Origin of the sequence: Elizabethkingia bruuniana (genome assembly GCF_002024805.1) — a bacterium.
GTDB lineage: Bacteria > Bacteroidota > Bacteroidia > Flavobacteriales > Weeksellaceae > Elizabethkingia > Elizabethkingia bruuniana.
In genome coordinates, this window is sequence record NZ_CP014337.1 from 3,998,352 (window position 1) to 4,022,016 (window position 23,665).

Below are 23,665 nucleotides of genomic sequence, written 5' to 3' on the forward strand. Positions count from 1 at the left end.
TTATTCAAATAATACTCTTACTTTATTAAAGACAAATGAGAAAATTATATCTTCTCCTTTTTATAAATTCTGTTGGCTCGCTGGTTATTGCTCAAAAAACAAATTTGGCTCCATCTGTTCCTGTTACAGATGATTATCACGGGATCAAAGTAGTAGACGAATACAGAAATCTGGAAAATTTGAAAGACCCAGCTACAATCAACTGGATGAAATCTCAGACAGATTACGCTAATTCTATCGTTGGCAAGCTCCCATATAAAGAATATTTTATCAATGAAAGGTTGAAATTTGATAAAAGAAGCGGGTATTGGATTTCTGATCTAAAAATAACAGGGAATGATTTGTATTTTTATTTAAAGAAGTCTGCTGCTGAAAAGAAACAAAAGTTATACTATAGAAAAGGACTAAAAGGAAAAGAGCAACTTTTATATGATCCTGAAACTTTTGTTTCTACTCTTGATACAACATCCCGGGGAAAAAATAATTTTAATATCAACTTTATTAGTCCAAGCTGGGATGGGAAAAAGATTGCTGTTTCCATGTCTGAAGATGGAAAGGAATCTTCTGAGGTTATAATCATAGATGTGGCATCAAAATATATCTATCCACAAGTAGTTACCCATTTAGAGCCTACTTCTGTCGGACAAATAAAATGGCTGGAGGATAATAAAAGTTTTTTCTATACATATTTTCCTGTTATAGATCCGAACTCAACAGAATATACCAAAAATACGGAAGTAACTTTTTATAGATTAGGGGAAGATCCCAAAAAGCGCACAAATGTTTTTTCTAAGGTTAATAATCCGGAGTTGAGTATTGATGAAAGTAAATTTCCGGGTATAGTACAATTTAATCAGAATGATCCTTATTTTATCGGAAATTTAGGAGATGTGGATGATTATACTGATACGTTCATTATCAACAGGAAAGATTTTGAAAAGGGAATTAAGAGCTGGAAACCTCTGTATTATAAGACAGATAAGGTTTATGATAAAAAACCTGTGGGAAAGGATGTGTATTTTATATCCGGATATAATGCTCCTAACTTTAGACTTTGTAAAACCAATCTTGAAAATCCGGATTTTAAAAACCCGGAAGTTCTAATTCCTGAGAAAAAAGATGAAGTCATTCAGAGTTTTGAAATTACAAAAGACGGTATGTACTATACAACAACAAAAAATGGTGTTGAATCTAAGTTGTATTTATATAAAAGAGGCAAAGATATTCCGATTAAATTACCGTTTATAGCAGGAAATGTAAACATTGAGACAAAAGGTAAAGATTATTCTGATATCTGGATTTATTGTTCAGGCTGGGCCAATGAGAAGACCCGGTACAGATTTAATCTGAAGAATAACACTTTTATTGAAGAAAATCTTGTTCCTTTAACTGATTATCATGAGCTTAATGGAACTGTTATCGAGGAGATTAACATAAAAGCAAGAGATGGGGAGGATATTCCGTTAACATTAATTTATGATAAAAATCTTAAGCGTGACGGGAATAATGCTGTTTTGATCGATGCGTATGGAGCTTATGGGATATCCAATAAACCATCTTTTGCCAGGAGTTATTTAATGTGGGCTAAAAAAGGAGGTATTGTTGCAATTGCCCATGTAAGAGGAGGTGGAGAAAAAGGAGATAGATGGCATAAAGCAGGTTATAAGGAAACAAAACCAAATTCCTGGAGGGATTTAATTGACTGTACAGAATATTTAATTAAAGAAAAATATACTTCAAAGGAAAAAGTAGGGCTATGGGGAGCTAGTGCTGGCGGTATTATTATGGGAAGAGCTATGACGGAAAGACCTGATCTTTTTAAAGCAGTTATTATCGACGTAGGGGTAACAAATGCCTTAAGAATGGAGATCACGCCAAATGGACCCGGAAATATTGCAGAATTAGGAACAGTAAAGAAGTTGAATGAATTTAAAGCTTTATTAGAAATGGATGCTTTGCATCATGTTAAAAAAGGTGATAAATATCCAGCCACATTAATTACAGCCGGAATCAATGATGGGCGTGTTATTGCTTGGATGCCGGCTAAGTTTGCAGCTAAGTTGATAGCTAATGATACTTCCGATAATCCTATACTTCTAAAAGTGGATTATGAAGGTGGCCATGGAGGAGGAACAGATCTTATGCATGCTTATGGAATTGTAGGAGAGGTTTTTGGCTTTCTCGCGTGGCAATTGGGGCTTCCGGGTTACCAGCCCAAAAATTGAGATAATTAATTTTCAGATGATCTCATTTTCAAATACTAAAATTCTTTTTTAGTATTGTATATCCATTTTGCAGTCCTGTAATAAAATAATAAATTTGCCCATGATGAATATTGCACAGCAAATCATACATGATTTACAAAGCCGAAAGAGAGTAGAACTTTCTGGCTTAGGGACATTGAACCTCATTACCAAGCATGCAGAAGTAGATGAGGCTAATGATAAAATTCTCCCGCCGAAACAGGAAATAGAGTTTATTGCAGATAAAAAAGCCGTAGAAAATAGCTATACCAGTCACGCTCAGGAATGGATAAGAGAACTGATGTCAACAGGAGAAGTTCAGGTTAAAGGTCTGGGTAAATGGATGAATAATGCCGGAAAGGTTATTTTTTTTCCGGAAGAAAAAATTCTGAGTAACTCTTTTTACGGTCTTGAAGAAATTTCGTTACCTAAAGTTTCCCGTATTCAGCCAGTTCAAAGTTTACAAAATGAAACAAAGAAAGCTAGTGATTATAAAGCAAATAGGTCATGGATCTGGATACTTTTAGCACTTGGTGGTGTAGGAGCTATTGCTTATTTCGGAATTACACAGAAAGATGAAATTTTCGGAAAGAAATCTTTTGATAATGCACAACCGAAGAAAGTACATGTGCCTACTAAAGAAGAATTGTTGCAAAAACAACAGCAGGAAGCGGTGAAGCTGAAGATGGATAGTATAAAGGCGGATAGTATAAAACAAGATTCAATAAAAAAGGCAGCTCCCCACTGGAGTTCAAAAGATAAAAAATGGAGAAAAAGAAAAAAGCACTAGAGTCATTAACTGTAATGACCAATATTGTATTGCCAAATGAGACAAACTCTTTGCGCAATCTTTTCGGAGGAGAATTGCTTGCAAGAATGGACAGATGTGCTTCTATATCGGCATCCAGACATAGTGAGCGTAGAGTAGTAACAGCTTCTGTAAATCACGTTTCCTTTAATGCACCTATTCCGGAAGGAAGTGTTGTAGTTCTGGAATCTAAAGTTTCCCGTGCATTTTCTACTTCTATGGAGGTATATGTAGATGCATGGCTGGACGATCCTATTCACAGAAAGAAAATTCATACTAATGCCGGAATCTATACATTCGTGGCAGTAGACGAATTCAATAAGCCTGTTCCTGTACCTGAACTGGAACCAGAAACAGATGAAGAAATTGAGCGTTATAAAGCAGCTTTACGTCGTAAAGAGCTAAGCTTAATCTTATCCGGAAGAATGAAGCCTACAGAATCTGTAGAGCTGAAAAAGCTTTTTGCAGGAGAGATTTAAATCTTCTAAATAACAAAAATGATCCGGCAGATTTAATATTTAAATCTGCTGGTTGTTTTATCTCCATTCACTAATAAACTCCCAATTGTAATGTCAGCACCCTTAATACTCTTATTGGATAAAAACCACCCTCTGATTGTGGAACAGCTTTCGGAAAGAGGATTTCAGTTTGAAGAAGATTACACTTCTTCTTATGATGAGGTTTTATCTAAAATTCACCTTTACGATGGTGTCATTATCCGTAGCCGGATTCCTGTAGATGCCAGATTTTTAGAAACAGCAAAAAAACTAAAATTTGTGGCCCGTGTAGGTGCCGGAATGGAAAATATAGATACCCCAAAAGCAGAAGAACTGGGTATTGCACTAATCAATTCGCCGGAAGGAAATAGAGACTCCGTAGCCGAACATGTTGTCGGAATGTTACTTATTCTGATGAATCGCTTGTTCATAGCTTCATTGGAGGTTAAAAACGGGATATGGCTGCGTGAAGAAAATCGTGGAGATGAGCTAATGGGCAAAACCTTTGGTATTATTGGCTATGGCAATATGGGAAAGGCTGTTGCTAAAAGATTATCAGGATTTGGTGTGAAAGTTATATTTTATGATATTCTTTCCGATCTTGGTGATGAATACGCGACGCAAGTGAGTTTGGAAACTTTGCAGAAAGAAGCTGATATTATAAGTCTTCATACCCCACAGACCCCCGAAACTCATTATCTTATAGATGAAGCCTTCATCCGTAATATGGACAAAAGCTTTTATCTGGTAAATACAGCAAGAGGAAAACATGTGAAAACTTCGGCATTGGTAGATGCCTTAAAAGAAGGAAAAGTAAGAGCTGCCTGTCTGGATGTTCTGGAATTTGAAAAGGCATCTTTCGAAAATATTCAGACCTCAGAAAATTCCGATTTAGACTATTTATTAAATTCTGAAAAAGTAATTGTTACACCACATATTGCTGGTTGGACTGTCCAAAGCAAAATAAAGCTTGCACAATTTATTGTTGACAAGATTTTGCAATTAAATTTATAAATTGCCGTTCCTTAATTCAAATGTTATTTATGAAGAAGTATAGTGCTCTTTTTTTACTTTGCACCTTAACCTTTACGGCTTGTAAAAAAGAAGGTGGAAAAGCACAGTCTAATGATGAAAAATACGAAAGTAAGCTTCCCAACTATGGAAGTGTCAATTTAAAAGAAGTTTTCTCTCCTGAAGATTCTAAACTTGCAGATAGGAATGCAACAGTTCAGGCTATAGATGCTTATTATAAGCATGTATGGGAAAAAGGAGATCTTAGTGGCGGTGTTTTAGTTGCTAAAGGAGATGACATTCTGTATGAAAAGTACAGAGGGTTTGCCCGTGAGCATAATACCGTTCCGATTACAAAAGATGTAGCATTACATGTAGCATCTGTAAGTAAGCCAATTACAGCCATGGCAGTGATGAAGCTTATAGAAGCTGGTAAATTAAAAATCAATGAGCCACTTACTACACTATTTCCAGGGTTTCCTTATCCGGAAATTACCGTAGAAATGTTACTGAAACAGCGTAGTGGATTGCCTAAATATGAGCATTTTCTGGAAGATGCAAAAGTTCCGAGAGCCAATTATATCAGCAACAAATTTATTCTGGATTTTATTATTAAGAATAAACCTGAATTAGCCAGAAAGCCAGATACCGGATTTATGTATTGCAATACCAACTTTGCATTGCTTGCTCTGGTTGTAGAAAAAATAACAGCGACTCCTTTCCCGGAGGCGATGCAGGAGATGGTTTTCAAGCCATTGAAGATGAACAATACTTATATCTTTCAGGAGAAAGATATTCCTACAGCAGGACAGTCTTTCTATAACAATGGAAAAAGATTGTTTCCTTTGGATTATCTGGACCTGATTTATGGAGATAAGAATGTTTATACAACACCTCGGGATTTGTATAATTTTTCCAAAGCTTTATTCTCTAAAGATTTCTTAAAGCCTGAACTTATGAATCTTGTGTTCCAGCCCTATTCTAATGAAAAAGCTGGTGTAAATAATTATGGTATTGGTTTCAGAATGAAAATCTTCGATAATGGAGAAAAACTTACTTATCATAATGGATGGTGGCATGGTTCTAATGCTGTTTTCGGACATCTGCTGAAATCTAAAGTAACAATTATAGCCATCGGAAATAAATATTCTTCCAGAGTTTACTCTACCTTAGCTTTATCCGGATTGTTTGAAGATTTTCCGTTTGAGAGAGAGCGTCTGAGCAAAGAACTGGACAGACTTCCTGTAGATGAAAAACCTTCTGACGCAGGCGAATAGAAAATTGCTAAATTTGCCGTATGAGAAATGCCTTCTTTTTGTTATTTATAATCCTATTCTTTTCCTGCGCAAGAGTGGGAGCACCTGTTGGAGGAGAAAAGGATAAAACACCGCCAAGGGTTGTAGCTTCAAAACCCGATTCTTTAGCAAAGAATGTTCCGACGAGTCTTAAAGAATTGAGGATTGATTTTGATGAATATATTACCCTGAAAGATGCCTCCAAGCAATTGGTTATTTCTCCGCCTATAAAAAAATTAAAGAAGATTATTCCGTCTGCTATGGCGAACAAGTATATCCTGATACAATGGGAGGATACACTAAAGGCAAATACAACTTATAACTTCAATTTCGGAAATAGTATTGCGGATAATAATGAGGGGAATGTACTCCCATATTACAACTTTGTTTTTTCAACGGGTAGTACTATCGATAGCCTTTATATAAGTGGTAATGTAGATGATGTTCTCAGACCAAGGAAAAAGAATAGTAAGGATGCCAATACAAACGATAAGGAGAAACCTCTTGTTGTAGGTTTGTATAAAGCAGATGCAAAAGATTATAAAGAAAAGCCATATTATATTTCGAGAGTAGATCCGGACGGGTATTTTGAATTAAATTATCTGGCAGCCGGAGATTATAATCTTGTAGCTTTTCAGGATGACAATCAGAACAGTATTTATGATTCAGGGAAAGAGAGAGTTGCTTTTTTACCGGAACCCTTGCACCTGACAGAACCTAAAAAAGGATTGCGCTTATTGTTGTCTCCACCAAAGAAAAAATTCAGATTTGTTGAGACCAAACCTATTCCGGGAGGTCTTAATATGGTTTTTGAAGGGAAACCAGATGATAGCCTTCAGATAAAACAAGTAGGATCAGCTCTTTCTGATTTTAAAATACAGCGTAAGCCTAAATCGGATTCTGCATATATATGGATAAATCCTAAAGGAAATGACTTCAAGGAGTCTTCAACAAATGTGAAGTTCTCTTTCTACAATAATGTGAAGAAAAAGATTGATACTGTTTCAACATATTATAAAGTAAATACTAAAGACGAGTTAACACTAAACAATAATTCCGGTACAACACTTCCTCCGGGAAGTAATCTGAGGCTTAAAGCCAATATGGCCTTGGATAAAGTGGATTTTGCACAGTGGGAACTGAAAGCCGATAGTACTACTGTAGTGCCATTCCAGGCGCAAATTTCTAAAACAAATCCGTTTGAAATTCAGGTTGATGCCCAGCTTCTGGCCGGGAAAAAATATAGCCTTAGAGTAGGAAAAGAAAGTGTGTCTGCATTCTATTTTAAAAATGCAAAACCAATTATATTCAATTTTGATGTTGGCAAAAGCGATGAATATGGGTCTTTAGTTTTCCGTTTAGCTAATGCTCCTACTGCACCATTTTGGATTCAGTTGTTGAATGATAACTTTGATGTTGTAAAAGAACAGAAGGTTGAAGGTAAAACAGAAATAAAATTCGAAAATCTGAAAGCGGAAACTTACTCTATAAGGATATTAGTAGATAATAATAAAAACGGAGTATGGGATGGTGCAGATTTCGAAAAGCATATCCAGCCGGAAGAGGCCTATCTGTATCGTAAGAAAATGACTGTAAAACCTCTTTGGGATAAAGTAGAAAACTGGGATCTAAAAGATACAGCTGTAAATGATAAAGAAGATCAAGAGGATTCATTAATGCCTTCGGGAGCAGGGATTAAGAGTATAGAAGAACAGGAAAAAGAAAAAGCCAAAGAAAAGGCTAAAGATAAAGACGATAAAACGAAGAAAGAACAGAACGATCTGTATCAGAAACAACAGCAGCAGTTACAAAACCCGGGATATCAGCGATAGTCTATGATAAAGAAAATCTTGTTCTGGGGACTTGTTGTATTAGTCGTTATCCAGCTTATTCCTGTAAACAGAACCAATAAACCTGTAGATAAGAAAGATAACTTTGTTAGTATACAACAATCTCCGGCAGACGTTACGCAGCTTTTACAGCGTGCCTGTTATGATTGTCATTCTGATGAAACAAAGTATCCGTGGTACTCTTATGTTGCGCCTATCTCGTGGACGGTAAAGGATCATGTAAACGAGGGAAAAGCACGGTTGAATTATTCTGAATGGAGTCAGTACAATAAAGATCAGAAGACGACTATACTGCAGAAGTCTGTTGCTACGATAGAGCAGCGTTCTATGCCAATGCCTGCATATATTTTAAAGCATCCGGAAGCAAATCTAAATAATACTGAAAGAAATACGCTCACTGAGTATTTTAAGAAGCTACTGACTGATAACAAGTATTAAACGCTTTATTAGTCATCGTTTCAGTATATTTTTATAAATTTGACTTATGAAATTAACGCATTAGCTTTTTTAAATTAACATACATCACTTTTTAGGAGTTATTATTATATAACTTCTATTTCTTCTATTGTTAAATTTAAAAGTTATAAACGTGAAAAATTTCTTCGAAAGCCCTTTCAAAGGGAAAATCATTAAAGATCATATCCAGAACCCTAATATTATTGCCGGTAAATATTCTTATTATTCAGGCTATTACCACGGACATTCATTTGACGACTGTGCCCGCTATTTGTTGCCAGACAGGGATGATGTAGATAAACTGATTATAGGCTCTTACTGTTCTATAGGTACAGGGGCAAGTTTTATAATGGCAGGCAATCAGGGACACCGATATGACTGGATATCCAGCTTTCCATTTTTTTATATGAACGAAGTCGAAGCTTTTAAAAACAGCATTGATGCCTTTAAAAATGCTGGAGATACTGTAATCGGTAACGATGTATGGATTGGTGGTGAAGCGATGATTATGCCGGGAATAAAAATAGGGGATGGAGCAGTAATAGGCAGTCGTGCATTAGTGACAAAAGATGTAGAACCTTATGCTATTATTGGAGGTAATCCTGCAAAGCTGATTAAAAAAAGATTTAGTGAAAACCATATAGAAGTATTGCTCGAAATTAAATGGTGGGAATGGGATGAAGAGGTTCTTGCTGAAGCAATGCCTATACTTTGCTCCGGTAATATCGATTTATTATACAAGTTTTATAAGAATATCTGAAAATAAAAAAGGCCCTGTTTCAGGGCCTTTCGTTATTTTTATTGTAATCTGTATTTTCAAAAAATAGTTTTTGCGATTCAAAAGCAATCTCGTTCAGATCAATTTCATTTTTTTTAATCCAGATCGTATCAGAAATCTCATGCTCTTCAAGTACAACATCAAATTTTTCTGCCACCTCATATTCAAAAAAAAGGTCCATAGTATGGTATAAGATACCCTTGTAAGGATAGGTATTGGGGATGCTACAGATGTATTTCAGTTTGCTTTCGTCAACTTCTATCTGCATTTCTTCAAATAATTCTCTTCGGCAGGCATTCTCTGCTGTTTCTTCAAAATCTATAAATCCACCGGCAAGATCTAGCTTACCATGGGAAGGATCCTGATTTCTTCGGGTTAGCATAACCTCGTCGCCACACTTTATTACAACAGCAACAGCAGCTGCAGTATTATTGTAAAAAACGAAGGCGCAGGATGCGCAATGCATTTTCCTTCCGTTAAAAGTCAGACTCTCTTTTCCGCAGCTTGGGCAGAATTTTAGATTTAGCATATATTCTGTTTATTCTATATGATGTTTATTGTTTCGTGGGTGAAAATCAATAATAGCAGTCCGTAGATTCTCTGTATCCAAATGTGTATATACCTGGGTAGTTGTAATACTGGAATGGCCCAATAATTCCTGTATGAATCTAAGATCAGCACCATTTTGTAATAAATGTGTTGCAAAAGAATGCCTGAATGTATGCGGAGAAATACTTCTGTAGATCCCTGCTTTTGCAGCCATTTCTTTGATCATGATAAATACCATTACTCTGGATAAAGCGGTTCCTCTGCTATTCAGAAAAGCAACATCTGTGCTTTTCGGAGCTATTCGCATATGGCTTCTGGTATGCTGAATGTAATTCTGAAGAATTTTTTGCGTATACGGAGCTAACGGGACAAATCTTACTTTCTTGCCCTTACCTTCAACCCTGATATAAGATTCATTAAAATTAATATCAGATAACTTAAGGTCAATTAATTCTGAAACACGGAGGCCACAGCCATAGAGAACTTCGATTATACAAAAGTTCCGCTGTCCGATATCAGTACTCTGGTCAATAACTGAAACTAGTTTTTCCACGTCATCAAAACTAAGGGTGTCCGGCAGGTATAAACCCAACTTTGGACCCTCCAGTAAAGATGTAGGATTTTCCTGTATCAACTCTTCTTCGAAGAGATATTTATAAAAAGCCTTTGTAGAAGATACCCATCGAGCCTGAGTTCTTTCGCTAATGCCCTGTTTAGACTGATATTGCATAAAGTCTAATAAATGATCATAAGTGATATTTTCAGGGGAAAGGTCTCCTAAAAATTCCTGAGCATACTCTGCCAGTTTTTTTAGATCTCTGATGTAAGCATCTAAAGTATTGTTGGAAAAGTTTTTCTCGAATTTTAAGTATTCTGCAAAGTTTTTAATTTGTATATCCCAATTCTTTTTTTCATCCATGTGTGTGTTTTTGATATTATTTTTATATTATATTCTCAAGTTGTGTGTCGTGTATTTGTAATATTTCAACTCCTGCTTCTTTCAGGAATTTAAGTCCCGCATCATCGGAGTAGGCATCAATGTATACCAAACGTCTTATGCCGGACTGGTGTATAAGCTTACTGCATTCCTTACAAGGAGATAGAGTAAGATATAAAGTGGCTCCCTTACATGATTGTGTAGAGTTAGCCAGTTTCAGAATTGCGTTAGCCTCTGCATGAAGAACATACCAATGTGTCTTTCCTTCTGTATCCTCGCAACAATTTTCAAATCCTGAAGGTGTACCGTTATAACCATCCGAAATGATGGTACGGTTGTTCACGATCAGTGCCCCTACCTGCTTTCTTTTGCAATAAGAAAGTTTGGCCCATTCTTTAGCCATACGGAGATATGCGATATCAAATTTAGTAATCTCACCCCCCATTAGAAATTTGGTTTTCTCTTCTCTATAAACGCTGCAACTCCTTCTTTTTTATCCTCCAGTTCGAATAATTTTCCGAAAGATTTTATCTCCTTTTCAAATCCGTTTTCAGAATATGAAGCATTTACAGCAGCAATAGCTTCTGTAATAGCAAGAGGTGAGTTTTTAGCAATTGTAGATGCCAACTCTTTTGTTTTATCCATCAATTCAGCTAATGGAAAAACTTCATTTACCAATCCTATTTCTTTAGCTCTTTGAGCAGAAATCATTTTTGCAGAGAATATAATTTCGTTGGCAAGACCTTTACCTACTAGTTTTGGAAGTCTTTGTGTCCCACCATATCCAGGAATAAGACCTAAAGTAACCTCTGGTAAACCTAATCTGGCGGTTTCAGATGCATAACGGATATGACAAGCCATTGCTAGCTCTAGTCCTCCTCCCAATGCAAAACCATTAATTGCGGCAATAACCGGTTTCTTTAAATTTTCAATTTTATCAAAAACATTTATATGTCCTTTTCTGGACATTTCTTCTGCCTGAGCAGCGTTATAATCTAAGAATTCTTTAATGTCTGCTCCGGCAACAAAAGATTTTTCACCACTTCCGGTAATAATAATAACCCGGATTTCCGGATTTTCCTCAGCATGGGAAACAGCCTCATTAATCTCCTGCAAGGTCTGTCCGTTTAATGCATTCAGACTCTCGGGGCGATTAATTTCTATCGTAAAAATATTGTTTTCCTGGCGTGTGTTAATGTTCATATTAGCTTCTTTTTGTAAGAATTATATCTCTAATTTTTGAAAAAAAATAAAGAATATTAGTTAAAAGTAATAAAAAAAACCAAACTACAAAATAGGAGTTTGGCTTTATCTATAAAAATTTGATATTTTATTGGGTAGAGTGTTGCATCTGGCTGGCGTCTATAGTTACTCCAAGGCTGGCTGCAATTTTGATCCCCAAATCAATATTAGCTCTGAAAAAATGGCATAATTGTCTGTTGATAATAAGATCTTTTTTCTCCCCCTTTATTCCTCTCATATGTTCCACGATGTTGTGAATAAGATTTTTTCTATCCTCATCATTCATCGCTTTAGAATATAAAAGTCCGGGCTGAGTATAGTGATCGTTATCATCTTTATTTCTGTCGAAAAATGCTACATGTGCACTGTCTAATTCCTCTTCGAAAGGTTTATATGAGGGATCCGGAGTTATGCTGTCAAAGCTGTTCGGAAAATAATTAGGTGCATCTCCACCGTTGTCGCCCATAGCCATATAACCGTCTCTCTGGTAGTTGTTTACCTGGAAAGGGCAAGCGTTTACCGGTAGGTGATGTGAATTAACACCAACTCTGTAACGATGAGCATCTGCATAAGAGAACAAACGTCCCTGAAGCATTTTATCCGGAGAGAAGCTGATACCGTCTATAAGATTACTCGGTGCAAATGTACTTTGCTCAACATGTGCAAAATAGTTTACAGGAACTTCATTCAGTTCCATAACACCAACATCAATTAATGGATATTCGCTATGCGGCCATACTTTGGTAACATCGAAAGGATTCCAACGGAAGTTTTTAGCCTGCTCTTCAGTCATTACTTGTATTTGCATTGTCCATTTTGGGAAATTTCCGTTGTCTATTGCATCTACAAGATCTTCCTGAGCAAAATCCGGGTTTTTACCTTTCATTTCAGTCGCTTCTTCATTGTTGAAGTTTTTGATTCCTTGCTGACTTTTGAAATGGAATTTTACCCAATGTCTTTCGTTCTTATCGTTAATCATCGCAAAAGTATGAGAACCATAGCCATGCATATGTCTGTAACCATGAGGAGTACCCCTGTCAGACATCAGTATTAATACTTGATGTAGGGATTCAGGGTTCAGGGACCAATAGTCCCACATTACAGTATGATCTTTCAGATTGGTTCTTGGTACTCTCTTTTGAGTGTGTATAAAATCCGGGAACTTCTTTGCATCTTTAATGAAAAATACCGGAGTATTGTTTCCTACCAGATCCCAGTTACCGTCTTCAGTGTAAAATTTCAGAGCAAATCCTCTTGGATCTCTTTCCGTATCAGCACTTCCCTTTTCTCCGCCAACAGTAGAGAAACGGGCAAACATCTTACATTCATTTCCTACTTTAGAGAAAAGCTTTGCACGGGTATATTTACTAATATCACCAGTTACAGTAAATTTTCCGTAAGCACCAGAACCCTTAGCATGCACAATTCTTTCAGGAATTCTTTCTCTTACAAAATGAGCTAAATTTTCCTGTAAAATAAAGTCTTGTAATAAAACGGGGCCTCTGGAACCAACAGTTTGTGAATCTTCATGATTGTAGTATGGTATCCCGGCTGCGTTGGTAAGCTTCTTTTTATTTTCCATAACTGTATTTTTATTTAAGTATTTTTGGATTAGTAAAATTAGGCATTTTATCAAAAAGAAAATAGCTATATTTGTTATACTTTTAATTTATATATTCTATGAATATCCAACAACTTGAATACTTGATCGCTGTTGACAAGTATAAACACTTCGGTAAAGCAGCGCAGGCATGTTTTATAACACAACCAACATTGAGTGCGATGATTCAAAAATTTGAAGAAGAGTTGGATATCAAGATTTTTGACCGTACAAGCCATCCTATTCGTACAACAGATGCCGGTCAACAAATTATAGAGCAAGCCAAAAAGATTATAGATGATGTTATGGAACTCCGTAACAGAGCCAATCTCCTGAATAATATTGTTTCGGGAAAAATTAATCTTGGAATTATTCCGACAGTATCTGCATTCCTGCTGCCAAATGAGATCTTCGATTTCCTTAGAAGAAATCCTAAGATTGAAATGAATGTGAAGGAAATGACAACTGAAAATGTAATTAAAGCCTTAAAATCTGGTGAAATTGATGCGGGAATCATTTCTACGCCTTATGCGGCTGCAGATGAATTCTTTAGTGATTTTCTGTACAACGAAGAGTTATTAATTTATTCTTCTAATAAAGACCTTAACAAAGACGGAGACAGCTTCATTATCCCTGAGGATATTGATCTGGAAGACGTATGGTTACTATCAGAAGGAAACTGTCTTCGCACACAGGTAGAAAATATCTGTAAACTTAAAGAAAACGAACTGAAGCCGTCTAATCTGGATTTCAAAGCATCCAGCGTTAATACTTTGGTTCAGATGGTAGACAGAGTAGGAGGATTGACTGTTATTCCGGAAATGGCTGTAGACCACCTTACGGAAGGGCAAAGAGAAAAGGTGTTCCATTTCAGAAAACCTTACCCGAAAAGAGAGATAAGTCTTATTTATTATAAGCCGACATACAAGCAAAAACTTCTGGATGAAATGACGGATTCTATTCGGGAATCACTGAAAAATAAACTGAAGTATGATGCCGCACCTGCGGATTTTGTGGGGGTTAAGCCAGAGTAGGCTAAACCTCTACTAACTTAGTATGATAAAAAGCATCTTTTGTTTAATTGTTTTTTAAATAAAAAATGTAAATTTGCAACCAAGTTATTGAGAGGAAAAATTTGTGCTGATTGCAACCTCATTAAAAAAATGCTAAAACGGTATTTCTTGTCTTTTCAATCAGTGCATATTCCAGTATTTTAACACAATAATATATTGTATTATGCCATATTTATTTACATCAGAATCTGTTTCTGAAGGACACCCGGATAAAATTGCAGATCAGATATCCGATGCCCTAATTGATAATTTCTTAGCTTATGATAAAGATTCCAAAGTAGCATGTGAAACTTTGGTAACGACTGGTCAGGTTGTATTAGCCGGAGAAGTAAAATCTTCAGCTTATTTAGATGTACAGCATATTGCCAGAGAAGTGATTAACGGAATTGGTTATACCAAAGGAGAATACATGTTTAATGGTGATTCTTGTGGTGTAATTTCAGCAATTCATGAGCAGTCTCCGGATATTAATCAGGGGGTTGACAGAAAAGTTACCGATGAGAGCTTTGAAGCTAAAGCGAATGCTCAGGGAGCAGGAGACCAGGGAATGATGTTTGGTTATGCAACCAATGAAACGGCTAATTATATGCCTTTAGCACTGGATTTAGCACACTCTATTCTAAAAGAATTGTCGGCAATCAGACGAGAAAGTAAGGAGATTTCTTATCTTCGTCCGGATGCTAAAAGCCAGGTGACTATTGAATATTCAGACGATCATAAGCCAATCCGTATAGATTCTATCGTTGTTTCTACACAGCATGATGATTTTGCTTCTGAAGAAGAAATGTTGTCTAAAATCCGTGAGGATATCAAAAATATACTAATTCCGAGAGTTGTTGCAACTCAGCCAGAATATATTCAGGTATTATTCAACGATCAGATCAAATATCACATTAACCCGACAGGTAAATTTGTGATTGGTGGTCCTCATGGTGATACAGGTCTTACAGGAAGAAAAATTATTGTAGATACTTACGGTGGTAAAGGAGCACACGGTGGTGGTGCTTTCTCTGGAAAAGATCCTTCAAAAGTAGACAGAAGTGCAGCTTATGCAACCCGTCATATTGCTAAAAACCTTGTTGCTGCAGGAGTTGCAGACGAAGTTTTAGTACAGGTTTCTTATGCAATTGGTGTAGCAGAGCCTTGTGGTTTATTCATCAATACTTATGGAACTTCAAAAGTTGGTTTAACAGATGGAGAGATCGCTAACAAAGTTTCAAAAGTATTCGACCTTCGTCCGTATGCTATTGAGCAGAATCTGAAACTTAGAAATCCTATTTATCAGGAAACTGCTTCTTATGGACACATGGGGAAAGAATATTATGTAGCGGACAAAACTTTTAACAGAGGATCTGCTAACGAAATTACACTAAAAGATCTTGAATTCTTCACATGGGAAAAGCTCGACAGAGTCGACGATATCAAAAAAGAATTTGGATTATAAATCATATCAAAACCGTTTCTAGTAAACGGCTTTTTCTATGTTAAAGATTTATAAAATTTAAAAACCAAATTAGCTTTGCCGGGTTTTATTCCTTAATTTTGATTATTAACTTTAAAATTATTAAAAATGTCATTTGAATTACCAAAACTAGGATATGCTTACGATGCATTAGAACCGACTATCGATGCTCAAACAATGGAAATACACTACACAAAGCACCACCAGGCTTATGTAGATAACCTTAATAAGGCAATTGCAGGAACTGATCTTGAAGGTAAAACTATCGAAGAAGTAATTAAAGAAGGTAGCGACAAACCAGCTGTAAGAAACAACGGTGGTGGTCACTTCAACCATACATTATTCTGGGAGATTTTAACTCCGGGCGGATCAAAAGAGCCGGTAGGAAAGGTAAAAGAAGCTATCGAAAATTATGGTGGTCTTGAAAAATTCAAAACTGATTTCGCTGAAGCTGCTAAAACAAGATTTGGTTCAGGATGGGCTTGGTTAATTAAAAATGCAGACGGATCTGTATCTGTTGGATCTACTGCTAATCAGGACAGCCCAATCACTCCGGGAGCTGGTGTTGCAGGTACGCCTGTATTAGGTATTGATGTATGGGAACATGCTTATTACCTAAAATATCAGAACAAGAGACCTGACTATGTAACAGCTTTCTTTGATGTAATCAACTGGGATAAAGTAGAAGAGAATTATAACAAATAAGACTTTTCTTCAGCATAAAAAAAGGGAACAGATTCTGTTCCCTTTTTTTATTTTTTAAATTTATAGTAAAACGGAGCTTTGTTGGCAGATCCGTCGAATTTCTTTTCCAGTCGTTCCAGAAAATCCAGACTAAGCATTTTTCTCTGAAAATTATTCCTTCTGAGAGGTTCTCCTAAAATACATTCATATAAATTTTGCAGTTCCTTCATGGTAAATTTTTCCGGTAACAGATTGCTTCCGTAGATTTTGTAGTCCAGATTTTTACTTAAGAACTCCATGCCTTTTTCAATAATCTCGCGGTGGTCAAATGCTATTTCCTTAGGAAGATTATGAACGTCAAACCATTCGCACTTTTCACTAAATGCATCCGGGAATGTAGAAGATAAAGTGTAATCTATAAGAGCATAATAACCGATACTAATGTGTCGTTCGAAAAGCCAGTGATCTTTCGGAAGATCTATTTCCTTATTTTTTGTAAGTCGATTGTGGATATCCGATTCTGTACGGCTCTTGTTACCAAAAGTATAAAACTGTTCCAGGAATATTTCGTCCAGATGAGTCCTTTCATACAATAATCGGTATGCTGCATCATCTACATTTTCATCTTTAAAGATAAATCCCCCAGGTAATGCCCAGATATCCATATTGAAATATTTGAGCATTAGAACTTTCAGACTTTTATTATGGAAACCAAAAATAACGCAGTCTATAGAAAGCTGCTTGATGAAATCATTTGTTTCAACAAGGGTCTGCAGATTATTATTAGCTTCAGGAGTTGTATTTTTTTTCATATAGTATTTATGAGATTGGTTGTCGTTTGTAATTTAAAAATAATGCAGATAATGCTATCGTTGGCAAAAATAGTAAAGTAAATGCATATTCTGGTTGGATATGATCCAGAGTAAGACCAATAACCAAAGAACTTGTACATGATGCCAGAGATGAGAAGACAATAATAAGTCCCAGCAGCGTGCCTCTTTCCTGTTCATTTGGTAAGCTGTAAAGCTGGTGGGCATTGATAATAGGGTATAACGGACCAATAAAAAAACCCATACAAGGAATAAGATATAAGAATATCTGATGTGGTTTTTCGAATATAAGTATACCACTAACACAGGATACAATAATAAAAATAGAGACTAATAACCCTGCAAATAGTTTGTTCCAGGAGCGCTTAAGGATCAGCATGCCATAAATAATCCTTCCGGCAAGTGCAGAAAAGGCGAATATTACAGTGGTTTGTGTGGCTGTGAACGGATCGGCATTGAAAATAGCTTTAGAATATGTTGGAAGCCATGTTGTAAAACTCTGTTCGGTTATGATGATAAAAAAGACGATTGCCAGGAATAAGAATGATTTTTTCATTACTTGCCAGCTGCTTGATACTATTGTGCTCTTCTGGTCAGCTGTGTTGGTATAAGCCTTTTGCCATACAGTTTTTCCGGAGTAAAGAAAGCCTATTGTTATGAGGCTGAAAAAAGCAATTGCCCAGAAACCATATTTCCATAAATATGGTGAAGAACTTCCCATAATAAGCCCAAAAATAAGATTTACAATAACAATTCCTGCCATAAATGAGGCTTCGATAAACTGCATAAAACGGCTGCCGTTTTCCTCTGCTTTGCTCAGATTAATGGTAATGTAGAGTACGGAAATTTTCACCAGTATAAAACATAATCCGATTAACAAGAACCAGATTTTGAAAAACCAAAAATCATCAACAAAAGGCGTTATAATACATAGAATAAAGGCTATAGATAAACCTGTTATAATTGAGTTGATATGGCCTATCCGTGGGATGTAGCGTGATATAAATGCTGCCAGAAATGCAATGGGTAAATCTTTAAATACTTCTAATGAACCGAGAAGGACGAATTTTTTTTGCCCAAAATAATTAAGAATAACAATGCTTAAACAGTTCAAAAGCATTGAAAATGTAAAAAAACTCAGTGCGAGCCCTATTTTCAGTGAATTTTTTTTGCCCAAAAACGAATATTTAGTATTCAAAAATAAGCTTTTATAACCGATGAATATTAAGAAAAGTTAAATTTTTTGTTAACATATCATAAAATTTATTATTATTGTCTCTAAGAGAGATAATAATAATATGAAACAATCACCAATTCGTAATCTAAGTTTAATTGCTGTTTTATATTTTACAGCAAATATTAATGCACAGCAGTCGAAAAAAGATACGGCCGCTAGTGAGAAAAAGATTGAAGAGGTAGTAGTCATTGGATACGGTACACAGAAAAAGAGTAATGTTACCGGTGCTATTGCCAGTATTAAAGCTAAGGACCTTGAAAATGTCCCAGCCGGAAGACCAGAACAGGTCTTGCAAGGACGGGCTTCAGGGGTTTCTGTAGTGTCTAACTCCGGACAACCCGGATCTTCAGCAACAATTCGTGTAAGAGGTATTACCAGTTTTGGTGCCGGTAACGATCCTTTGTGGATTGTAGACGGTATTGCTGTAGATAACATAGGTTTCCTAAACCAGTCGGATATTGAAAGTATAGAAGTGTTGAAGGACGGAGCCTCTTCAGCCATTTACGGGGTTTCGGCAGCTCGTGGAGTTGTTTTGGTTACCACTAAGAAAGGAAAAAAAGGGAAACTGACATTATCTTATAACGGTTTCTATGGAATTGGAAGTGCAGCAAAAAAGCTGGATCTGTTGAATGCATCTGAATATGCAATGATTGTTAACGAAAAAAGGATTAACAATAATGAGCAGCCATTTTTCTCAAACCCTTCTTCTCTTGGAGTAGGAACAGACTGGCAGAAACAGATATTCAATACAGCGGCTAAGACATCTCATGATATTACCGTAAGTGGTGGAAATGATAAATCTACTTACTTTGGCTCTTTTGGTTATTTTGATCAGGAAGGGATTGTGATGCGGGACATTTCACACTATAAGAGATATACAGCAAGGTTGAACTCTACACATCAGGTGTTGCCATTTCTAACTTTAGGGCAGACTTTGAATTATACACACACCAAATCACAGGGAATTAATGCTAATGGTGAATTTGGCGGACCTTTAAGTTCGGCGATCAATTTAGATCCTACAACACCTGTTGTGGAAACAGATCCGGCAAAACTAAACGGACCCAATTATAGCAACCAGTATATTATAAGAGATCCGCAAGGGAGGCCTTATGGTATTTCTTCTTTAGTTAATCAGGAAATGGCTAATCCACTGGCATTTCAGCAAACTCAACAGGGCAATTATAACTGGACAGACGACTTTGTAGGAAATGTTTTTGGTGAACTAAAGTTGCTAAAAGATTTTAAAGTTCGTTCGGCGTTAAACGGAAAGCTTTCATACTGGGGCAATCAGAGTTTTACACCACTTTATTATTTAAGTCCGACCTATAGCAATACAGGAAAAAATAATCTGACCAGAGCTACAAACAGAAAGTTTGAATGGAGTATGGAAAATACCATCAATTACCATAAAAAGATAGGTGAACATACTTTTGATGTACTAGCAGGACAGGGGATTTATTTGTATAATATTGCAGAAGGGCAAACAACTACTTATACTAACCTGCCTGTAAATAATTGGCGAGATGCTTCCTTTAATTTTGATGTAAGCCAGAGTGACAGAACAACATCAGCTTATGATGGTATTCAGGCCAAGAAAACATCATATTTCGGAAGAGTAATTTATGATTACGCAGGCAAGTATTTATTCACAGGTACAATCAGAAGGGATGGTTCTTCGAAATTCGGATCAAATAAAGTATGGGGTACTTTTCCTGCATTCTCACTAGGATGGGTTGTTTCTAATGAAAGCTTCTGGCCGCAAAATAAAGTGGTTAATATGCTGAAAATTAGAGGAGGCTATGGAGAAACTGGTAATGATGCTATTGGTGACTTCTTATTTAAATCGACTATTGTTGGAAAAAGTAATTATCCGTTTTATTCAGTACGCGAAGGCGAATTTATTAATATAGGATATCGCCTGAGAACATTAGCAAATGAAAATCTGGCTTGGGAAAGAACAGCACAAACCAATATTGCTGTTGACTTAAAATTGTTCAATAATTTCAGCTTAACAGTTGATGCTTATCAAAAGAAAACCACAGGAATTCTAAGATATTATGATATCCCGGGATATGTAGGTATTACGGATTTACCTGCTGCTAATATTGCTGATATGTCTAATAAAGGGATTGAAGTAGAATTAGGTTATAAAAAAAGTTTTTCGGATGATTTCGGAATTTCTGTAAATGGAAATTTCTCTTACCTGAAGAATGAAATTCTTTCATTGGAAGATAATAAATTATGGACAACTACCAGTGATGCAGGTTTCCAGTCTATGGGAGATGTACAGAGACTTCAGGTTGGACAGCCTTATTCTTCTTTCTTTGGTCTGAAGCATAACGGTGTTTTCCAGAATCAAACGGAAATTAATTCATATAGAAATGCTAAAGGACAGCTTATTCAGCCAGATGCTAAACCGGGAGATTTCCGTTGGGTTGATACCAATGGTGACGGGGTTATCGATAACAATGATTACACTTATCTGGGGAACGCCATTCCTAAGTTTACTTTTGGTTTGACTGTGAATCTTAATTACAAGAATTTTGACTTAATGCTATTTGCACAGGGGCAGGCAGGGAATAAAGTATTCCAGGGGCTACGCAGATTAGATCTTCAGGACGCCAATTATCAGAGAGAAGTGCTGAACCGTTGGCATGGAGAGGGTACATCTTATGATTATCCGCGTTTAACAACCAATGATACGAACAGGAACTTTAGCTGGATGTCGGATTTTTATCTTCAGAAAGGAGATTACCTAAGGTTGAAATTGGTACAGATAGGTTATACTTTACCAAAAGATGTGGTGAAGAGCTTTGGTGCAAGCAGAGTAAGATTTTATGTAACAGGAGAGAATCTGGTAACCTTTACAAAATATACAGGTTATGATCCTGAAGTTGCAGGAGTAAATACAAATGATAAAAATGTTTTGGGTATAGATAGAGCTTATTATCCACAGGCCAGAACTTTCATTTTTGGAGCTAACATTGAATTTTAAGATGAATATTACAATGAAAAATTATATAAAAAATAAAACAATCTCTGTATTATGTGTGGCTGTTTTGTCACTTGGAGCCGTACAATCTTGTAGTTCCGATTATGTAGAAGATGTTCAGAATAAAGGAGCTTTCAATACTGACGAATTTTTTAAAGACAGAAATCAGGCTTTTCAGGCACTTATAGGCGTATATGATCCTATTAATAAATATGCTGCAGGCTTTGAAAATACAATTACTTTTTTTAACGCTGCCTCAGATGATTTTAATGCAGGTGGCGGAAATGCTACGGACGGAATAGGTATACAAAGTTTTTCTAATTATTCAATAGACTCCTATAAGATACCGCAGAGTTACTGGAATAATTATTTTCAGGGAATAGCGAGAGCAAATTTATTATTAGATAAGCTTTCCGCAGTGCCAATGGATGCTAATGAAAAAGCAAGATTTAATGCTGAGGCACTGGCTTTACGATCTATTTATTATTTCGAATTGTTAAGAATGTTTGGGAATATTCCGTTAATGCTAAAGCCTATTCTTAGTTCTCAGGATAATCTGTATAATGTACCACAGGAAGACCCTAAAAAGATTTATCAACAGATTGAAACCGACTTGCTAACTGCAATTGCAGTTTTACCAGCAATAGTACCAGATGGTGAGAAAGGAAGACTGAGCCAGGGAGCTGCAAAGGCAATGTTGGGAAAAATTTATTTATATGATGGGAAGAAAGATCTGGCAGCAGCACAATTCGCAGATGTAAATGGTGCTCCGGGAGGGACAAGTCAGTACGGATATAAACTTCTGGCAAATTATAATGATCTGTGGAGCTTTGGTAGTAAATTCAATACAGAATCAGTACTCGAAATTGTATATACAAGTAAAGGTAGTACAGATTGGGGATGGTGGGGTCAAGGAAATGATGAAGGAAATTCTGTAAACCAGATGATAGGTCCCAGATCTTTTAATAGGACTAAAGCTGGTGTAGCCGCTAATGCTCCGGATATATATTCGGGAGGATGGGCATTTAATCCAGTTACAGAAGATCTTTATAATTTTATGAAAGATGATCCTAGACTGAATGCAACTATAATGAATGTGAAAAAACTTGTTGCAGATGGATATGCTACCTATGGGGCGGCTTATAAAGATACAGGCTATTTTCTGAATAAATTCCTGCCAATGCAGTCTAACAAAACAACAGGAACCGGACCGGTTGAACTTAATTTTAATCAGGATATATATGCTATCCGTCTGGCGGATACCTATCTGATGGAAGCAGAGGCTCTGAATGCTTCCGGAGCCAGAGCTCAGGCATTGCTGGATGCTGTAAGACAAAGAGTAGGGCTGCCGTCAGTACCCGTTTCTATGCAGGCTATAAAAGATGAAAGAAGAAGAGAACTTGCCGGTGAAGGACACCGTTGGTTTGATTTGGTGAGATGGGGAGATGCACCTGTAGTACTTGGAAACAGAGGATTTAAGCCAAATAAAAACGAAATCCTTCCGATACCATATAAGGAATTGATCAACACAGTAATTAAACAAAACCCAGGATACTAATTTCAATTTTAATATGAAAGTTTTTTTCATATAGTTACTTTAACTTCAATGCAATAGCCGGATTATATCCGGCTATTGTTATTATAATATGAGCGGGGAAAATATTTTACCTCAATCCTTCCACGTTACTAAGGCTGTATAGTTTCAGTCCGTATTTCCAGTTGACATAAACAAATACCTGATAAAGCCTGTACTCAAAATCCATTCCGTACTTTTCGTTTGGATCATAATCAATCTGAGATTCTACAATGTTTCTGTATCTTCCGGACATATATAAACTGTTCCATTCGTTTACCAAAATCGTATTTCTGCTTTTAAGATAAGATTCTGTATACATGGATTTAGGTCTTGCTCTGGTAAGCAGGAAGTTTTCATAGTCTGTATCGAAAACAGTAAGTTCCCATTCTCCATCGTCACCCTTTTCTACTTTTGCAGGCTGATGAGAGCCTTCAGTTGGTGGTGCAACATTTCTCGATGTACAGGAGAATGTTAATACACTAAGTATAATGATAAGAATAAAGTTTTTCATAATCAATATTTTTAAATGTATATCAAATTTA

Annotated in this window: 21 protein-coding genes; 13 read left to right on the forward strand and 8 right to left on the reverse strand. The window is 36.3% G+C overall.

The features are described from left to right. Positions 1-35: 35 nt before the first annotated feature. The 8 genes from AYC65_RS18765 (at position 36) to catB (ending at position 8,920) form a co-directional block, all read left to right on the forward strand. Positions 36-2,225 carry a prolyl oligopeptidase family serine peptidase gene (locus AYC65_RS18765; protein ID WP_034871705.1) on the forward strand — a complete coding sequence of 730 codons (2,190 nt, stop codon included), beginning with the start codon at positions 36-38 and terminating at the stop codon, positions 2,223-2,225. Positions 2,226-2,325: 100 nt separating this feature from the next. After that, a complete protein-coding gene (locus AYC65_RS18770; RefSeq protein WP_034871704.1) occupies positions 2,326-3,033 on the forward strand; it encodes a hypothetical protein in 708 nt (235 codons plus the stop codon). Continuing rightward, positions 3,009-3,530, forward strand: coding sequence for an acyl-CoA thioesterase (locus AYC65_RS18775; RefSeq protein ID WP_034871703.1), 522 nt, complete (start codon positions 3,009-3,011; stop codon positions 3,528-3,530). The genes AYC65_RS18770 and AYC65_RS18775 overlap by 25 nt, the downstream gene beginning before the upstream one ends. Before the next feature lie 90 nt (positions 3,531-3,620). Continuing rightward, positions 3,621-4,562, forward strand: coding sequence for a 2-hydroxyacid dehydrogenase (locus AYC65_RS18780; RefSeq protein WP_034871702.1), 942 nt, complete (start codon positions 3,621-3,623; stop codon positions 4,560-4,562). Positions 4,563-4,591: 29 nt separating this feature from the next. After that, a complete protein-coding gene (locus AYC65_RS18785) occupies positions 4,592-5,836 on the forward strand; it encodes a serine hydrolase domain-containing protein (protein WP_034871976.1) in 1,245 nt (414 codons plus the stop codon). A 20-nt stretch (positions 5,837-5,856) separates the two neighbouring features. Beyond that, positions 5,857-7,686, forward strand: a complete 1,830-nt coding sequence (locus AYC65_RS18790) for an Ig-like domain-containing domain (protein WP_034871701.1) — start codon at positions 5,857-5,859, stop codon at positions 7,684-7,686. A 3-nt stretch (positions 7,687-7,689) separates the two neighbouring features. Continuing rightward, positions 7,690-8,142 carry a heme-binding domain-containing protein gene (locus tag AYC65_RS18795; RefSeq protein WP_078674606.1) on the forward strand — a complete coding sequence of 151 codons (453 nt, stop codon included), beginning with the start codon at positions 7,690-7,692 and terminating at the stop codon, positions 8,140-8,142. A 151-nt stretch (positions 8,143-8,293) separates the two neighbouring features. Then, on the forward strand, positions 8,294-8,920 hold the full coding sequence (gene catB / locus AYC65_RS18800) for a type B chloramphenicol O-acetyltransferase (protein WP_034871974.1): 627 nt from the start codon (positions 8,294-8,296) through the stop codon (positions 8,918-8,920). A 19-nt stretch (positions 8,921-8,939) separates the two neighbouring features. Here catB and AYC65_RS18805 read toward each other — a convergent pair whose 3' ends face one another. From AYC65_RS18805 to AYC65_RS18825, 5 genes are all read right to left on the reverse strand, one after another. After that, positions 8,940-9,467: an NUDIX hydrolase gene (locus tag AYC65_RS18805; RefSeq protein WP_034871700.1), complete on the reverse strand. Its 528-nt coding sequence runs from the start codon at positions 9,465-9,467 to the stop codon at positions 8,940-8,942. A 9-nt stretch (positions 9,468-9,476) separates the two neighbouring features. Then, positions 9,477-10,406, reverse strand: coding sequence for a site-specific tyrosine recombinase XerD (gene xerD, locus AYC65_RS18810; protein ID WP_034871699.1), 930 nt, complete (start codon positions 10,404-10,406; stop codon positions 9,477-9,479). A 22-nt stretch (positions 10,407-10,428) separates the two neighbouring features. Beyond that, positions 10,429-10,869 carry a deoxycytidylate deaminase gene (locus AYC65_RS18815; protein WP_078674607.1) on the reverse strand — a complete coding sequence of 147 codons (441 nt, stop codon included), beginning with the start codon at positions 10,867-10,869 and terminating at the stop codon, positions 10,429-10,431. Continuing rightward, positions 10,869-11,627: an enoyl-CoA hydratase/isomerase family protein gene (locus AYC65_RS18820; RefSeq protein WP_078674608.1), complete on the reverse strand. Its 759-nt coding sequence runs from the start codon at positions 11,625-11,627 to the stop codon at positions 10,869-10,871. The genes AYC65_RS18815 and AYC65_RS18820 overlap by 1 nt, the downstream gene beginning before the upstream one ends. Before the next feature lie 127 nt (positions 11,628-11,754). Further along, positions 11,755-13,248 carry a catalase gene (locus tag AYC65_RS18825; RefSeq protein ID WP_034871697.1) on the reverse strand — a complete coding sequence of 498 codons (1,494 nt, stop codon included), beginning with the start codon at positions 13,246-13,248 and terminating at the stop codon, positions 11,755-11,757. Between the two features lie 98 nt (positions 13,249-13,346). On the opposite strand from AYC65_RS18825, the gene AYC65_RS18830 reads away from it, so the two are divergent. The 3 genes from AYC65_RS18830 (at position 13,347) to AYC65_RS18840 (ending at position 16,506) form a co-directional block, all read left to right on the forward strand. Then, the gene (locus tag AYC65_RS18830; protein WP_009086889.1) at positions 13,347-14,300 is read left to right on the forward strand and encodes a hydrogen peroxide-inducible genes activator; all 954 of its coding nucleotides are present in this window, start codon (positions 13,347-13,349) and stop codon (positions 14,298-14,300) included. A 202-nt stretch (positions 14,301-14,502) separates the two neighbouring features. After that, positions 14,503-15,783: a methionine adenosyltransferase gene (metK, locus tag AYC65_RS18835; protein WP_034871696.1), complete on the forward strand. Its 1,281-nt coding sequence runs from the start codon at positions 14,503-14,505 to the stop codon at positions 15,781-15,783. A gap of 126 nt (positions 15,784-15,909) precedes the next feature. Continuing rightward, complete coding sequence (locus AYC65_RS18840) at positions 15,910-16,506, forward strand: superoxide dismutase (protein WP_009086893.1); 597 nt, start codon at positions 15,910-15,912, stop codon at positions 16,504-16,506. Positions 16,507-16,553: 47 nt separating this feature from the next. Here the strand turns inward: AYC65_RS18840 and AYC65_RS18845 are convergent, their stop codons facing one another. Together AYC65_RS18845 and AYC65_RS18850 are read right to left on the reverse strand one after the other, a co-directional pair. Beyond that, complete coding sequence (locus AYC65_RS18845) at positions 16,554-17,297, reverse strand: NUDIX hydrolase (protein WP_034871695.1); 744 nt, start codon at positions 17,295-17,297, stop codon at positions 16,554-16,556. A gap of 7 nt (positions 17,298-17,304) precedes the next feature. Then, complete coding sequence (locus AYC65_RS18850; RefSeq protein ID WP_234300399.1) at positions 17,305-18,435, reverse strand: MFS transporter; 1,131 nt, start codon at positions 18,433-18,435, stop codon at positions 17,305-17,307. Between the two features lie 178 nt (positions 18,436-18,613). Between AYC65_RS18850 and AYC65_RS18855 the strand changes: the two genes are divergently transcribed. Further along, complete coding sequence (locus tag AYC65_RS18855) at positions 18,614-21,550, forward strand: SusC/RagA family TonB-linked outer membrane protein (protein WP_034871693.1); 2,937 nt, start codon at positions 18,614-18,616, stop codon at positions 21,548-21,550. Positions 21,551-21,563: 13 nt separating this feature from the next. Continuing rightward, positions 21,564-23,105, forward strand: coding sequence for a RagB/SusD family nutrient uptake outer membrane protein (locus AYC65_RS18860; protein ID WP_034871970.1), 1,542 nt, complete (start codon positions 21,564-21,566; stop codon positions 23,103-23,105). Between the two features lie 106 nt (positions 23,106-23,211). On the opposite strand, the gene AYC65_RS18865 is transcribed toward AYC65_RS18860, so the two are convergent. Beyond that, positions 23,212-23,634, reverse strand: coding sequence for a DUF6146 family protein (locus tag AYC65_RS18865; protein ID WP_034871692.1), 423 nt, complete (start codon positions 23,632-23,634; stop codon positions 23,212-23,214). Positions 23,635-23,665 lie beyond the last annotated feature (31 nt).